The organism is Streptomyces sp. NPDC107498, assembly GCF_055582805.1.
In genome coordinates this window covers 149,665-164,743 of the sequence record NZ_JBVJPE010000016.1, presented here as the reverse complement: position 1 = coordinate 164,743, position 15,079 = coordinate 149,665, and the positions used below count along the sequence as shown (strand labels likewise).

The 15,079-nt window shown below is 73.0% G+C and carries 11 protein-coding genes; 8 read left to right on the top strand and 3 right to left on the bottom strand.

Going from position 1 to position 15,079, the window contains the following annotated elements; genetic code table 11:
* Window positions 1-415: 415 nt before the first annotated feature.
* From ACZ66Z_RS26230 to ACZ66Z_RS26200, 7 genes are read left to right on the top strand one after another with little or no spacing between them, the layout of a single operon-like run.
* A complete protein-coding gene (locus tag ACZ66Z_RS26230) occupies window positions 416-2,122 on the top strand; it encodes a class I adenylate-forming enzyme family protein (RefSeq protein WP_469937822.1) in 1,707 nt (568 codons plus the stop codon).
* 10 nt (window positions 2,123-2,132) lie between these two features.
* Window positions 2,133-3,563 carry a KamA family radical SAM protein gene (locus ACZ66Z_RS26225; RefSeq protein ID WP_469937821.1) on the top strand — a complete coding sequence of 477 codons (1,431 nt, stop codon included), beginning with the start codon at window positions 2,133-2,135 and terminating at the stop codon, window positions 3,561-3,563.
* Window positions 3,560-4,603: an ATP-grasp domain-containing protein gene (locus ACZ66Z_RS26220; RefSeq protein WP_469937820.1), complete on the top strand. Its 1,044-nt coding sequence runs from the start codon at window positions 3,560-3,562 to the stop codon at window positions 4,601-4,603. The genes ACZ66Z_RS26225 and ACZ66Z_RS26220 overlap by 4 nt, the downstream gene beginning before the upstream one ends.
* Before the next feature lie 5 nt (window positions 4,604-4,608).
* Complete coding sequence (locus tag ACZ66Z_RS26215; RefSeq protein WP_469937846.1) at window positions 4,609-5,826, top strand: phenylacetate--CoA ligase family protein; 1,218 nt, start codon at window positions 4,609-4,611, stop codon at window positions 5,824-5,826.
* Complete coding sequence (locus ACZ66Z_RS26210) at window positions 5,823-7,124, top strand: MFS transporter (RefSeq protein ID WP_469937819.1); 1,302 nt, start codon at window positions 5,823-5,825, stop codon at window positions 7,122-7,124. The genes ACZ66Z_RS26215 and ACZ66Z_RS26210 overlap by 4 nt, the downstream gene beginning before the upstream one ends.
* Window positions 7,121-8,020, top strand: a complete 900-nt coding sequence (locus ACZ66Z_RS26205) for an SDR family NAD(P)-dependent oxidoreductase (RefSeq protein WP_469937818.1) — start codon at window positions 7,121-7,123, stop codon at window positions 8,018-8,020. Before ACZ66Z_RS26210 ends, ACZ66Z_RS26205 begins: the two co-directional genes overlap by 4 nt.
* Window positions 8,020-9,276: an AMP-binding protein gene (locus ACZ66Z_RS26200; RefSeq protein ID WP_469937817.1), complete on the top strand. Its 1,257-nt coding sequence runs from the start codon at window positions 8,020-8,022 to the stop codon at window positions 9,274-9,276. Before ACZ66Z_RS26205 ends, ACZ66Z_RS26200 begins: the two co-directional genes overlap by 1 nt.
* A 107-nt stretch (window positions 9,277-9,383) precedes the next feature.
* On the opposite strand, the gene paaI is transcribed toward ACZ66Z_RS26200, so the two are convergent.
* Window positions 9,384-9,827, bottom strand: coding sequence for a hydroxyphenylacetyl-CoA thioesterase PaaI (paaI, locus tag ACZ66Z_RS26195; RefSeq protein WP_469937816.1), 444 nt, complete (start codon window positions 9,825-9,827; stop codon window positions 9,384-9,386).
* A 196-nt stretch (window positions 9,828-10,023) separates the two neighbouring features.
* Here paaI and ACZ66Z_RS26190 point away from each other — a divergent pair, with 196 nt between their 5' ends.
* On the top strand, window positions 10,024-12,441 hold the full coding sequence (locus tag ACZ66Z_RS26190; protein ID WP_469937815.1) for a SpoIIE family protein phosphatase: 2,418 nt from the start codon (window positions 10,024-10,026) through the stop codon (window positions 12,439-12,441).
* A gap of 67 nt (window positions 12,442-12,508) precedes the next feature.
* On the opposite strand, the gene ACZ66Z_RS26185 is transcribed toward ACZ66Z_RS26190, so the two are convergent.
* On the bottom strand, window positions 12,509-13,600 hold the full coding sequence (locus tag ACZ66Z_RS26185) for a PP2C family protein-serine/threonine phosphatase (protein WP_469937814.1): 1,092 nt from the start codon (window positions 13,598-13,600) through the stop codon (window positions 12,509-12,511).
* A gap of 144 nt (window positions 13,601-13,744) precedes the next feature.
* On the bottom strand, window positions 13,745-14,662 hold the full coding sequence (locus tag ACZ66Z_RS26180) for a DMT family protein (RefSeq protein WP_469937813.1): 918 nt from the start codon (window positions 14,660-14,662) through the stop codon (window positions 13,745-13,747).
* Window positions 14,663-15,079: the final 417 nt, after the last annotated feature.

Sequence of the window (15,079 nt, the reverse complement as noted above, 5' to 3'; positions counted from 1 at the left end):
AGGTACTGGGGCCCCTCCCAAAACACACCCACCCCCCCCCCCCCGCCGCCGGAGAACCGCTCCCCCCGTCCCGTCCTTCCGGCGACCGCCGCCGGGAACCCGTTCCGCCGGTGTCCCCCGTCCCCGCCGGGCCCCGGCCCCGCATGCGCGCGTCCTCCGAACCGCCGCCGGTCGCCCCCGCCGGTGGTCGCGGCGCCGCCCGAATCCGCCGACCCCCTCACCGCGTTCCCGGGTTCCCGCGAACCGACCGCGACGCGTCACGACGCCCCCGCGCTCAGCCCGTGCGCCGTACCTCACGACCGCACGGAAAAGGCAGCCGAACCACGAGTTCCGCAGAGAAAAGCAAGCCTTCGAACAGTCGCCGGGCCCCGGCCCCACCAGGATCCGTCCCGGCGACGCCCAACGGGAGACCCTCATGAGCGACCACACGCCCATCGCCCCTCTCGCGGCCAGACAAGGGCTGATGACCGAGCCCACGCTCGGAGCCGGCAACTTCCTCGACCACGCCATCGCCGTCAACCCGAACCGCGCGGTCCCGTACGCCTACACCCACCGCCTCGACCACCGGGGCGCGGTCGAACTGCGCGGTCACAGCCTGCTCGACATCGCCGCCCTGCGCGACCACTACGCCACGTGGTACCGGGCCAACGGCGTCCGGCCCGGCGACCCGGTCGGCGTGGTGGTCGGCGAAGGCCTGGAGCCCCTGCTCCACTTCCTCGCGCTCGCCGCGCTGGGAGCCGTCCCCGCCCTCGTCAACGACGCCATGCCGCACGAGGTGATGGTGCGCTACCTGGACCACGTGGGCGTCGTGGGAGTGGTCGCGGACGACCCCACGCGTCTGGCCGCCGCCTACCGCGAGACCCCTCGCCGCCGCCCCCGCTTCCTCGCCATGGCCGCCGAACTCCAGGCCTTCGACGCCACGTCCGCGGAGCTCCCCGCCGTCTACCCGTACCGGCACGCCGCCGACGACGTGGTCGCGCTCATCCACTCCTCCGGGACCACCGGGACGCCGAAGTCCACCAAACTGGCGCACCGCCAGTTCTGGGAGGGCAAGCAGCCGCGCATGGTGCGCTTCCCCGCCGAGGACGACGACCGGCTGATGTCGCTCATGCCGCACACCCATGCGGGCGGACTCAGCTACTTCCTCACCGCCACCCTGCTCGGCCTGCCGACGGTGGTCATGTCCGACTGGCGGCGCACGGTCGTCGAGCCGGTGATGAAGGCCTTCCGGCCGACCATGGTCGCCTCCTTCCCCCGCACCTTCGTGGAGCTGGCCACCGGCGAACTCCCGGTCGAGGGCGCGGCGAAGGTGCACTCCTGGTTCAACACCGGAGACAGCGCCCACTACGGACACATCCGCCGGCTGGTGCGGCTCGGCGAGCGGCCCGCCGGCCTCGTCCGGCCCTGGCTGCTCCCCAGCGAGAAGGAGGAACAGCCGCCGCTGCCCGGCTCGCAGTTCATCGACGGCCTGGGCTCGTCCGAGATGGGCATGGCCCTGTTCGGGCAGATGACCACGCCGGAGAGCGGCCGGGACGACCGCTGCGTCGGCAGACCCCTGGAGGTCGTGGAGAAGGCCGCGGTGCTCGACGAGGACGGCCGGGAGGTCCCCGACGGCACGGTGGGGCTGCTCGGCGTGATCACGCCTTCCCGCACCCCCGGATACTGGAACGACGACAGGCTCACCAGCACGTTCGAACGGAACGGCTACTGGCTCACCGGCGACGTGGCCAGGCGTGACGCCGAGGGGCGGTTCTACCACCTCGACCGTACGGTGGACGTCATCGACACCGCGGACGGTCCGGCGTACAGCCTGCCGATCGAGGAGGTGCTGCTCGCCGACTGCGCCGCGCTGGTCCGGGACTGCTCGGTGGTCGGCGTTCCCGCCGGCCCGGGAAGGGGCCAACTCCCGCTCGCGGTGGTCCGGTTGCAGGAGGAGGCCGCGGAGAGCACCGCGGAGGAGGTCCAGGAGGCGGCCAACAAGGCCCTGACCGCAGCCGGGCTGACCCCCCTGGCCGCGGTGAGCATCGCCCGCACGCCGGAGGACTTCCCGCTCGGCCCCACCGGAAAGGTGCTCAAACGAGAGCTCCGGACGCGCTTCGCCACCCTCCTGACCGGCCGTTAGGCGGGCCCGGATGATCCCGCAGCCGTACCCGTACGCGCGGACCCCGCTGACCGAGCCGGACTGGCGACGGCTGCCGGGATGGCGAGGCGTCACGGAACGCGACTGGCGCGACGCCCAGTGGCAGAGGGCCCACTGCGTGAAGAACCCGCGTCAGCTCGAGTCCGTCGTCGGCGACCTGCTCACCGACGACTTCTACGGCGACCTCGCCGCCGACCGGGCGGAGTTCGCCACGATGGCGATGCTGATCACGCCGCAGATGCTCAACACCATGGCGCCCCGGGCCGCCCTGGAACCGGGGGCGTTCACCGAGGCGTTCCTCGCCGACCCGATCCGCCGGTACATGCTGCCGGTGCGCTCGGACCGGCACCCGCGGTGGCCGAGCCACCCGAAGGCGGGACGGGACTCGCTGCACGAGGCCGACATGTGGGTGGTGGAGGGCCTCACCCACCGCTATCCGAACAAGGTCCTGGCCGAGCTGGTCGCCACCTGCCCGCAGTACTGCGGGCACTGCACCCGGATGGACCTCGTCGGCACCTCCACCCCCCAGGTCACCAAGGCCAGGCTCGTGCTCCGCCCGCGGGACCGGCAGGAGCAGATGCTGGACTACCTCAAGCGGACCCCCACCGTGCGCGACGTGGTGGTGTCCGGCGGAGACGTCGCCAACGTGCCCTGGCCCCAGCTGGAGGCGTTCCTCATGCGACTCCTCGACCTGGGATCGGTCCGTGACATCCGCCTGGCCAGCAAGGCCGTGATCGGCCTGCCCCAGCACTGGCTCCAGCCCGAGGTCGTCGAAGGCGTGGGGCGGGTCGCCTCGGTCGCCGCCCGACGGGCGGTCAACCTCGCGGTGCACACCCACGCCAACCACGCGCAGTCCGTCACCCCCCTGGTCGCCGAGGCCGCCCGTGCCCTCCTCGACGCGGGCGTCCGGGACGTCCGCAACCAGGGGGTGCTGATGCGCGGGGTCAACGCCACCCCCGAGGACCTGCTCGACCTCTGCTTCGCCCTCCAGGGCGAAGCGGGCGTCCTCCCCTACTACTTCTACCTCTGCGACGTGATACCCCACGCCGAGCACTGGCGGACCCCCCTCCACCAGGCCCAGCGGCTCCAGGAGGCGATCATGGGCTACCTCCCCGGCTACGCCACCCCGCGGATCGTGTGCGACGTACCGCACGTCGGCAAGCGCTGGGTGCACCAGGCCGTCGCCTACGAACGCGAACGCGGCATCTCGTACTGGACGAAGAACTACCGGACCGGGCTCGAAGTCCGGCAGTCGCCCGACGCGAGCCTCGATGACGCGCTGGCCAGGCGCCACCCGTACTACGACCCGCTGGACACCCTTCCCGAATCCGGCCGCCGCTGGTGGGCGGAGCGAACCCCCGCCCAGGGCGGTCGGACCGGCGCCCCGCACCCCCGCCCCACCGCACCGGAGGTCACCCCGTGAACCCCTCACCGGCCCGCCCCGCCACCGGCCCGCTGCGCCGGATGTGCTGGATCTTCCCCGACCGGGAATCGACCCGGACGGCCGAGATGTGGCACGCCGTGTTCTGGGGCCTCTACGCCGAGGCCGCCGAGGACCTGGGCATGAGCTGGACCCGGCACTCCCCCGACGCGGTGACGGTGGACTGCACGGAACCCGGACGCCCCCGGGTCTACGTGGACGACGAGCCCGTCACGCCCCGTGACACGCTCTTCGTCACCGCGCTCTACTCGCTGCCGTACCAGCAGGCGGACGTCTTCAACCAGTACGCCCTGTGCTCGGTGCTGCAACAGGCCGGCTTCTACCTGCCCTTCCCTCCCGAGACCTCGCTGATCGGCAACGACAAACTCGCCACCCTGCTCCACCTCGGCGGTTCCCCGGTCCCCCCGATCCCGACCGTCCGCATCGGCACGGGACGGGACGTGAGCAGGCACCTGTACGAGGTGGCCCTCGGGAACATGACGTACCCGGCCATCGTCAAGCCGGCCGGCTGGTGCGGCGGCGGCGGCATCAACCTGGCGCGGAGCAAGGAGGACATCCGGGGCCTGGCCAGCCTCGCGCAGGGCGGCGACACCACCCTCGTGGTCCAGCCGTACCTCGGCGACGGCACGGTCGACCACCGGGTGTACGTGATCGACGGCGCGCCCCACACGGTCCTGAAGCGGACCCCGCAACCCGGCTCGGCGGTCGCCAACATGAGCCACGGCGGCACCATGGAGTTCACTCCGGTGCCCGAGGAACTGGCGAAGGCCACCGCCCACTTCGCCGAACGGCTGCGCATCCCGTTCTTCTGCCTCGACTTCCTCCACGACGGACAGCGGTTCTGGTTCTCCGAGCTGGAGCCCGACGGCGTCATACCCCGCGTCCCCGGAGATCCGGACCGGACGGTCCAACGGGACATCACCCGGGCCCGCTTCGCCGCCTACCGGGACGCCCACGCCAGGCACCTCGCCGACGCCGACGGCGGAGCGTCCCCGTTCACCTCACCGACGGAAACGAGTTGACCACGATGTTCTCGCTCACCCCGGAGGCGGCCGAGTCGCGGCTGCCGGTCGCCCGCAGGACACTGGAACGCCTGCGGCAGGTGCCGGAACTGGCCCCGCGCTACCGCGACTCCGAGGACGTCCGCACCCTCGACGACATCGCCGCGCTCCCGCCCCTGCTCAAGGACGACCTCAACGTCGCCCTCGCACACCTGCGACCGCGCGCCGAGCACGGCGCCACCTGGCTCTTCCAGAGCGGCGGCAGCACCGGCGCGCCCAAACTGGGCCACGCGCCCACCGGCTTCTACATGGCCGGGGTGCACGCCCACTGGCAGCCCCTGGACCGCGAGGACGTCTTCGTCAACGCCTGGGGCGCCGGCCGCATGTGGGGCGCGCACTTCCTGGTCGCCGCCCTGGCCGACCTCTCCGGCTGCCAGGTGATGGCGCTGGGCTCGGTCACCAAGGACGAGTACGGCGAGTGGCTGGCCTTCTTCGCGGCACGCGGGGTGACGGCGATCGGCGGCACCCCGAGCGTGCTGAGGCTCTGGTTCGCCCACGCCCGGGCCGCCGGCCTGGAACTGCCGGCCCTGCGCAAGGTGCTCTGGCTCGGCGAGGCGTGGCAGCCGCAGCTGGAGGAGGACATGGCCGCGGTCGCGCCGGCGGCCCGGCGCTGGGGCATGTTCGGAAGCACCGAGACCTGGGTGGTCGGGACCAACACGCCCCACTGCCCCGCGGACACCTTCCACGTCCTGCCCGACCAACTGGTCCACGTGGGCGAGGACCAGCTCCTGGACTTCACCACCCTCGACCCGGAGGTGCTCAACCCGGTGCTGCGCTACCGCACCGGGGACGCGGGACGACTGGTGGAGTGCCCGTGCGGCAGGCCCGGGCGGGCCATGCGGGTGCTCGGCCGCCGCGACAGCGTGGTCCAGGTCCGGGGCCTGGGCCTGCACGTCGACGAGGTGATCACGCGCGTGGAGCGGGAGGCCGGCGTCGCGCGCGCCCAGGTGGTGATCTCCGAGACCGGCGGGCGCGCCGGATCCGTGGAGGTGCTGCTGCTCACCGCCCCCGGGGCGACCGTGGACGTCGAGCGGCTGCGCAAGGAACTCCTGACCGAGACCTTCACCCTGAGCACCGCCTTCCAGCACGATCCGGAGAACTTCCGGGTGCGCCCCGTCACGGACCTGATCAGCAACGACCGGACCGGCAAGACCTCCGGCCTCGTGGTGCTGGAGGAGCGGTGAAGCCCTGGCGGCCGGCGTCCCTGGGCTCCGAGTTCAACCGTTTCTGGATCGGCCAGTCGGTGAGCACCGTCGGCGACCGCATCACCGTCTTCGTGGTGCCGACCGTCATGATCTTCGCCCTGGACGCCTCCGCGTTCCAGGTGGGCGTCGTGGCCATGGCGCAGTACCTGGGCATCCCCCTCCTCGGTCCGCTGGCCGGCGTCCTGGTGGACCGGTGGGACAACCGCCGCACCCTGCTCGTCTGCGACCTCGCCCGGCTGGCGGCGGTGGCCGTCATCCCCCTGGCGTACTGGCAGGGCCTGCTCTCCACCCCCCTGCTGTTCGCCTGCGTCGTGGTGATCAGCGGCGCCACGATCTTCTTCACCGTCGGCTACCTGGTCGCCGTCCCCGCCGTGGTGCCGAAGGACGACCTGGTGCGCGCCTACTCCCGGCTGGAAGGCAGCCGCTCGGTCTCCGAGGTCTCCGGCCCCTCCCTGGCCGCAGGCCTCTACGGCGCCCTGGGCGTGGCAGCCCTGCTCGTCGACGCCGCCAGCTACCTGGTCTCCGCCCTGTCCATCCGCTCCATGCGGCCCTGGGGCGAACGGGCCGTCGCCGAGGGAACGGTGTGGCAGCGGCTGACGGCGGGCTTCCGGCTGAACTGGTCCGACCCGGTGCTGCGCCGGGTGGTGGTGGCGGCCGTGACGCTCAACTGCGGCGGTCCCGTCTTCGTCACCGTGCTTCCGATCCTCGCCTACCAGGGACTCGGCGTCTCCGTCGGGGTCTTCGGCGCCGCCATGTCCGTGGCGGCGGTGGGCGCCCTGGCCGGCGCGGCCCTCGCGCCGAAGGCCGGCGAACGGCTGGGGACGGGACGGACGCTGGCCTGGGCGCTCCTCCTGCACTGTCTGGTGGGCCTCGGCGTGCTCGCGGCGCCCGCCCTCCCGGCCGGTGCCGTGATCGCCGTGACCATGGGCTGCTACGGCTTCTTCATGTCCTTCATCAACGTGTCCAGCGCGCCCATCCGGCAGTCCCGGATGTCCGCACGGAACCAAGGGGTGATGCACGCGGCCTTCCGCACCGCGACCTGGGGCGTGATCCCCCTGGCCGCCCTGGCCGGAGGCCTGGCGGTCAGCCTGCTCACCGGCCCGCTCGGCGTACTGGACGCGGCCCGGGTCACCATGGCCGGGGGGACGCTGCTCGCGGCCTGCTCCTTCCTGCCGGCGCTGCGGGTCCAGCGCCTGCTGGACGAGGCCGAACGGCGACGGACGCCGGATGCGGACGGCGGGAACGCCGAACCGGCCCTGGCCGAGGGCGCCTCATGACCGCGGCGGACCGGGAACCCCGGGTCGTGCTGATCACCGGAACGTCCTCGGGCATCGGCAAGGCCACGGCGATCGCCGCGGCACGGGCCGGCTTCGCCACGGTCGCCACCCTGCGCGAGCCCGGCCGTGCCGGGGCGCTGCGGGAGGAGGCGGACCGGGCGGGCGTCCCCCTGGACATCCGCACGCTGGACGTCACCGACCCCGACTCCGTGGCCCGCTGCGTCGACGGCGTGCACCGGGCGTACGGGCGGCTGGACGCCGTGGTCAACAACGCCGGCGTCTCCAACTCCGACCCGACCCTGGAGATGTCCACCACGGAGGCGCTGCGGGCCAACCTGGAGGTGAACTTCTTCGGGGTGGTCGAGGTGAGCCGGGCCGCGATGCCGCTGCTGCGGGCCGCCCGGGGGCGTCTCGTCACCATCGGCAGCGTCCACGGAGTCGTCGGCCAGCCCTTCAACGAGGCCTACTGCGCCGCCAAGTTCGCCGTCGAGGGGTTCATGGAGAGCCTGGCCCCGGTGGCGGAGGCGCACGGGGTGAAGGTGTCCGTCGTGGTCCCCGGTTTCGTCAGGGGCACCTCGTTCGGGATCTTCCCCGACGTCAACCGCAAGACCATCGAGGCCGCCTCCGGACCCTACGGCCCGACCTTCGCCGACTACGTCGACTGGGTCGTCCACCACGGGTGGGAGGGAGCCGGGCAGGACGCGTCCGAGGTGGCGGAGGTCGTGGTGCGGACGCTGCGGGCCGAGCGACCGGCCTTCCGCGTTCCCACCGACCCCTGGGCGGCCGCCTACCTGGAGAACAAGCTGGCCGACCGCGACGGCTCCGTCGTGCGGGAACTCGCGCGTACGTGGATCGGGCGCCGGCCGGAATCCGACGACACAGAGCAGGAGAGGTAGTGCCCGCCAAATCCCTTCAAGAACTGGTCGACTTCGTCCGCACCCACTCACCCTTCTACGCGGAGGCGTACCGGGACGTGCCGCGGACGGTCTCGCACCTCACCCAGCTCCCCGTCATCGACCACGCGGAGTTCTGGGCGGCCAACACCTGGCCGGACAACCGGGTGCTGACCGGCCCGCTGACCGACGCCGGGGTCTACCGGACCGGCGGCACCACCGGCACGCCCAAGCTGTCCGTCTGGTCGAGGTCGGAGCACGCCGACTCGGTCACCGCGTTCGGCGCCGGCATCGTGCGGGCCGGGCTGAAGCCGGGGCACCGGGTGGCCAACCTCTTCTGGGCCGGCGAACTGTACGGCGGGATGCTCTACATCGAGCACGCCCTGCACGCGGCCCCCGTGGAGAACGTCCGCCTGCCCGTCGGTGCCGGCGCCCCCAACGAGTTCGTCGCCGACCTGATCGACGACTTCGGCGTGAACGTCCTCGCCGGCGTCCCGATGAAGCTGGCCGCCGTGGCGGAATGCCTCGTCCGGCGGGGCCGGACCGCCGACTCGGTGGAACTGCTGCTCTTCGGCGGTGACCTGCTCTTCACCGATCTGCGGCCCATCCTGCTGCGCGCCTTCCCCAAGGCGGCCGTCGCCTCGGTCGGCTACGCCTCCATCGACGCGGGACTCGTCGGGCGGCCCGTACCCGGGGAGGACGTACGGGTGCACGAGGCGTTCCCGCACCGGACGGTGGTGGAACTCGTGGACGACGCCACCGGCGAGCCGATCACCACGCCCGGAGTTCCGGGCCGCGTCATGGTCACCAACCTGTTCCGCACCCTCATGCCGGTCATCAGGTTCCCGACGGGCGACCGCGGCGAGTGGGTCGACCCGCGGTGCCGGCGGTTCCGTCTCCTCGGCCGGTCCATGGAGGGCGGACGGGTCGGCACGGTCTCCATGCCGATCGAGGACGTCCGCGCGGTGCTCGTGGAGGCGGACCCGGACCGGCACATCGCCGGCATGCAGATGGTGCAGCGCCGCTGGGACGGACGGGACGGCCTGATCCTGCGCCTGGGGTACGTCGAAGAGCCCCCGGCGGACCTGGGCGCCCGGCTCGTCGAGGCGGTCTACGCGGCCCGGCCGCTCTTCCCCGCGGAGGTCGCGGACGGCGCCATCCACGAGCTGGGCATCGAGTGGGTGCCGCGCTCCGAGCTGGTCACCAACCCGCGGACGGGCAAGCTCAGGCAGGTGGTGGACGAGCGTCCGGCCGACTGACCGGGCGGGCGCCCCGGCCCCGAGCCCCCGGCGGCGGGCGGTCGCACGTCCCGTGCCCGCCGCCGGTGTCCGCCCGCCGCCGGGGTCCGCCCGGAGCCGCGCGCCCGTCACCCGCGCTGTGGCTGCGCCCTGCCGGCGAGCATCACGCTCTGTCCACGGAACTCCGCCACGACCGTCCCGTCCGTCCGGCGGACCGTCACGTCGTAGATCCCGTTGCGGCCCGAGCGCGTCCGCTCCACGGCCTCGGCGAGCAGTTCGTCGTCCACCGCGGCCGGCAGCAGAAAGGCGACCTGCGCGGACTGCGCCACGGTGACCGGCCCGTAGCCGTTGCAGGCGTAGGCGAACGCCGCGTCGGCGAAGAGGAAGAGGAACCCTCCGTGAGCCGTGCCGTGGCCGTTCACCATGTCCTCGCCCACCCGCATGCGCATCAACGCCCGGCCCGGCGCGACCTCCTCCAGCGCGATCCCCAGGCTCCGACACGTACGGTCCCGCTCGTACAGCTCGGCGATCCCGGCCGGTGCGTCATCCGGCACGCCGGTGTGCACGCCCACGACTGCGCCCCTCCCTCGTGACCGGACCGTACGGGCCCGATGGCTACGGGTCCGCATTAGACCGACCGAGCCCGACGGCTGTCAACGACGGGAAGCGGCGAGTGGCCGGCCAGCGGGTTCTTCGGACGTCGGCCGTACGGTCCCGGACCGGATCGAGCGCACTGCGGTCGCGACCGCTCGGAAGGATGATGGGAGCATGGAAGGGACACCGTTCATTCCTCCCGCCGGGGCGGACGAAGGCGGGCCCCTCGGCCCGCCCCCGGCCGCTTTCGCCCTGGTCGCCGCGGACGGGGTGCTCGTCGGGTGGAGCCGTGAGGCCGAGGCCCTCCTGGGATATCCGGCTTCGCAGGTGCTGGGACGCCGGGCGGCGGACCTGATCGCGACCTCGCCCGCCGATCGCGGCAGGGACGGACGCGGCAGGGACGGACCGGAGGAGTCGCGGTCGGACCAGCGGCTGAGGCTCGACGGGACACGCAGTGCCGTCGTGGACGTGCGCCACGGGAGCGGGGGCACGGTACGCGTGGCGGTGACCCTGCACCCCCTGACCCCCGCCTCCGACGGGGCCTCCTCCGGCCGGGCCCCCTCCGCCGTCCTCATGGCGGCTGAGCTGGAGGGGCTTCGCTGGTGGGAGACCCGACAGGCGATGCTGCAGGGGCTCGTGACCCAGTCGCCGGTGACACTGACCATCTACGGTCCCGGCGCGCGCCTCCTGTGGGCCAACGCGTCCAGCGTCCGGGAGCTCGGCGGCGACCTCACCGCACTGCTCGGCCGCTCCATGACCGAACTCTTTCCCGGCGACGTCCTCACCACCCAGCACCTGGCACCGCCGGAGGACCTCTTCCGACAGATCCTCGAGACCGGTGAGCCGGTCATCGACGTGCATTTCCGAGGGCGCTCCCCGGCCGATCCACGGCGCGAGCACGTCTGGTCCTCGTCCTACTTCCGACTGCTGGACGGCCGGGGAGAGCCGGTGGGCGTGTGCGAACAGTCCATCGACGTCACCGACCACTACCGCGCGCAGCAGCGCCTCGCGCTCCTCGCGGAGGCCGGCGCGCGGATCGGGTCGACGCTCGACCCGTCCGGAACGGCGGCGGAGCTCGCCAGGATCGCCGTGCCGCAGTACGCCGATGCCGTGCTCGTCGACGTGGCGGCGGAAGTGCTGGAGGGAGAGGAACCGAAGCCCGCCGCGGCATGGGACCTCGTACGGGCGGCGGATTCCGGCGGGGAGCCTTCCCGGGCGGGCCGGCGGGTCGCGTATGCCGCCGGATCGCCGCAGGCCGAGAGCCTGGCCGGGGGCCGGTCGACCACGGACGCCGAGGTCGCGCCCACACGGCTGTACGTCCCGATGATCGTGCGGGGGACGCCGTTGGGCCTCGTCACCTACGTGCGGGGCGACGACTCGGAACCCTTCGACGACGGCGATCGGGCAGTGGCCGAGGAGCTGGCGTCGCGTACCGCCGTGTGCATCGACAACGCCCGGCGCTACCGCCGGGAGCACACCGCCGCGTTCACGCTCCAGCGCAGCCTGCTGCCACGGTCGCTGCCCGAGCTGAGCGCGGTCGAGGCGGCGAGTCGCTACCTGCCGGCCGACAGCCACCTCGGCGCCGGCGGGGACTGGTTCGACGTCATTCCGCTTTCGGGGGCACGCGTCGGGCTCGTCGTGGGGGAGGTCGTCGGCCACGGACTCGGGGCCGCCGCCACCATGGGGCGCTTGCGCGCGATGGTGCGCACCCTGGCCGAGCTGGACCTCGCGCCCGACGAACTCCTGGCCCGGCTGAACGATCAAGTCGGCAAGGACGCGTCGGACCAGGACGGGACGGGCGCGGACGGCAGCGGCGCCGTCGGAGCGACGTGCGTCTACGGGATCTACGATCCGGCTTCCCGGACGAGCACCTGGGCGGCGGCGGGACACCTGCCGCCGGCCGTGGTGCAGCCGCACGGCCCCGTCGGCTTCCTCCGTCTGCCCCCGGGGCCTCCCCTGGGCGTGGAACGGCTCCCGTACGAGGGCGCGGAAGTGGAGCTCGCCGAGGGAAGCCTGGTCGTCCTCTTCACCGACGGCCTCGTGGAGGCCCGCGGGAAGGGCGTCGACGCGGGGTTGGGCCGGTTGGCGGCCGTACTCGGCGAGCAGCGGGGATCGCCGTCCGACCAGCTGTGCGCCCAGATCGTCGCGGAGCTGGCGTCGGACCAGGTCCAGGACGACGCGACGCTCCTCGTCGTGCGCACCCGTGCGCTGGGGACACGTCAGGTGGCGACCTGGGAGCTGCCCTCCGACCCCGCGCTCGTCGCCCGCGCGCGTGCGATGGCCGCGGAACAGCTGGAGCGGTGGGGACTGGACGATCTGACCTTCACCACGGAACTGGTGGTCAGCGAACTGGTCACCAACGCGATCCGTCACGCCTCCGGCCCGATCGGCCTGCGGTTGATCCGGGACCGTTCCCTCATCTGCGAGGTCTCCGACTCGCAGCACACCTCGCCGCACGCCCGGTACGCCGGCAACGACGAGGAGGGCGGACGCGGACTGTTCATGGTCGCCCAGCTCACCGAGCACTGGGGGACGCGCTACATGCCGACGGGGAAGACGATCTGGGTGGAACAGGCCCTGCCCGTGGCGTGACGGCGCCGCGTCGAGCACCTGCCCGAGGCGAACGGCTCGCGGCTCACGACCCCTCCGTACGCACGGCTCACGGCCCGTGCAGGCGTACGGCCAGGGCGGCGATGTCGTCGTCGAGGCTGCCCCTGCTGTGCCGGAGGAGGTCGTGGTGCAGGGCCGTGAGCAGCTCACGGGGAGGTACGGGGAGCTGTCGACGCATCCACTCCGTCAGCGGGAAGAACTCGCCGTCCCGGGCACGGGTCTCGGCGATCCCGTCCGTGTAGAGGAGGAGGAGCTCGCCGGGAGCGAAGTCGAAGGCGTCCGCACGGTACTGGTCGCCCATCAACTCCGCGAGGCTGAGCAGGGGCGAGGGAGCGGACGGCTCCAGGGCGCGCACGCTCCTCAGGCCGTGGACCAACGGTGGGGGGTGCCCGCAGTTGACGATGGTGATGCGGCTGCCCTGGTGCGGGATCTCGACGAGCAGCGCGGTGGCGAAGCGTTCCATCGGCGCCTCGGGCGGATGGGCGACGTTGTGCCGGGCGCAGCTGGCGTCGAGCCTGCGGGCGATGTCGGCCATGGAGGCCTCGCCGTGCGCCGCCTCCCGGAAGGCGTTGACGATCGCCGCGGCCGCCCCCACCGCCGGCAGTCCCTTGCCCCGCACGTCGCCGATGAGCAGCCGTACCCCGTACGGGGTGTCGACCACCTCGTAGAAGTCGCCGCCGATGCGGGCCTCCGCGGCGGCCGCGAGGTACAGCGACTCGATCTCGACGTTCCGGAAACGGTGCGGCAGGGGCCGCAGCACCACCTGCTGGGCCGCGTCGGCGACCAGCCGCACCTGAAAGAGGGTGCGCTCCCGCTGGAGCCGGACGTGGCTTCCGTACGCGGCGGCCACGGTGACCGCCACGATCCCCCCGCACGTCCACCACGTCCCCAGATCGGGGAAGACGAGGCTGAGGCCGATCATCAGAAGGAGGCAGACGGTCCCGAGCAGGACGGTCGGGAGGACCGGCCACATGGCGGCGGCCAGGGCCGGCGCCGCGGGCAGGAGGCGGCTGAAGGCCATCTCCGGCGGGGTGGCGTAGGCCAGGCCGGCGATCACGACGGTCAGAATCACCGGCGACAGCCGCACGAGCCTGCCGTAGCCGTAGCTCCGACGGAGCCGCAGCCGTCCGGACTCGATCATGAATCCCAGAGTATCCGCGGGGCGCCCGCTCAGCGACGTGGCGAGCGGTCCGCGGGGGACACGGAGCGCGTCCGCCGGCTCGTGAGGGAGCGACCGCGTGATCGACCGGCGGCCGGCACCGAGCGGTGCGGTCGGCGGCCGGGACTACGGAACGCGTGCGGGCTCCGGCCGACGGTCGGGCTCCGCCTCCGCCCCGTGGCTCTCCGGGGCACCGAACCACGCCACCGCCACCGCGCCCGTGACGGCCAGCACGAAGCCGAGGACGGCGAGCCAGGCGAAGCCGGGGCGGGAGGCGTCTCCCAGCCACCACACCCCGATCGTTCCCGGCAGCACGGTCTCGCCGACCACGAGCGCCGCCGTCGCCCCGTTCACCGAGCCGACCTGCAGCGCGACCGTGTGCAGGTACATGCCGCCGACGCCGGCCACGAGGATCGCGTACAGCGCCGGGTCCGTCAGGACGGCGCCCGGGTCGAAGGGGTCGATGCCGTTCAGGATCCGCACCCCGACCCCGAGCGCGCCGAAGCCGAGACCCGACAGGAGGCCCGCGAGGATCGCCGACCGGGCGCCGAGCACCCGCACGAGGACCGTGCCCCCGGCCATCAGCAGCAGCGAGACGGCGAGCAGCCACCAGTGCGTGGCCATCGGGGTGCGTCCGCCGCCCTCCGGGCCCGCCGCGCTCGCCAGGAGCACCAGGGCCGAGCAGACCACGCCGATCGAGGCCCGCTCCGCGCGGGTCAGCCGGATGCCGAGCAGCCGCACGCCGAGGACGGCCGTGATGACCAGGTTGGCGCTGATCACCGTCTGGGAGAGGAAGAGCGGGAGCATGCGGGCGGCGAGCGCGCCGAGGCCGAAACCGACGAAGTCCAGGATCGTACCGACGATGAACTCCCAGGTCATCGCGGCCTTCGCGGTCGACGACAGGCTCGGCCCGCCGTGCTGGGTGATCTGCCCCGCCGCGGCCGCCTCGCGCCGGGCGGACCTGCGGGAGCCGACGGCCTGCAGCACTGATCCCGTGCCGTAACAGATCGAGGCGGCGACGGCGGTCAGCAGTCCTATGAGCACCAGCAGGTCCCTTCGCACGGCACGGACCGGTCCGCGCCCGTTCGTCATCTGCTTGGCAGACGTCGGATCGGGCCCCCGCGTTGCCTCCGACCCGACCCGACCGCCTTGTCGGCGCCGCCGGGCTCGGTCGGTGTCCCGCCTCCCGGAGGCCGTGACGCAGCGGGCCGGGTCCGGTGAGGGGATCACCGGACCCGGCCCGCGCGGGTGGCCGGGGCGGTTACATCGGCTCGGGGAAGATGTCGCTGATGCTCCAGGCGACGCTGAAGCAGGGGGCGAAGGCGTCGGTCTCCTGCTCGGTGTCCAGGGTCTGGAGCGCGAGGATCTGGCTCATGGATGATCTCCTCATTCCTGTCGGGTTCGTGTCGGTCGGTCACTGCGCGCCCCGGCGCGAAGGCGTTCGCCGCCGCGCCGAGGGGG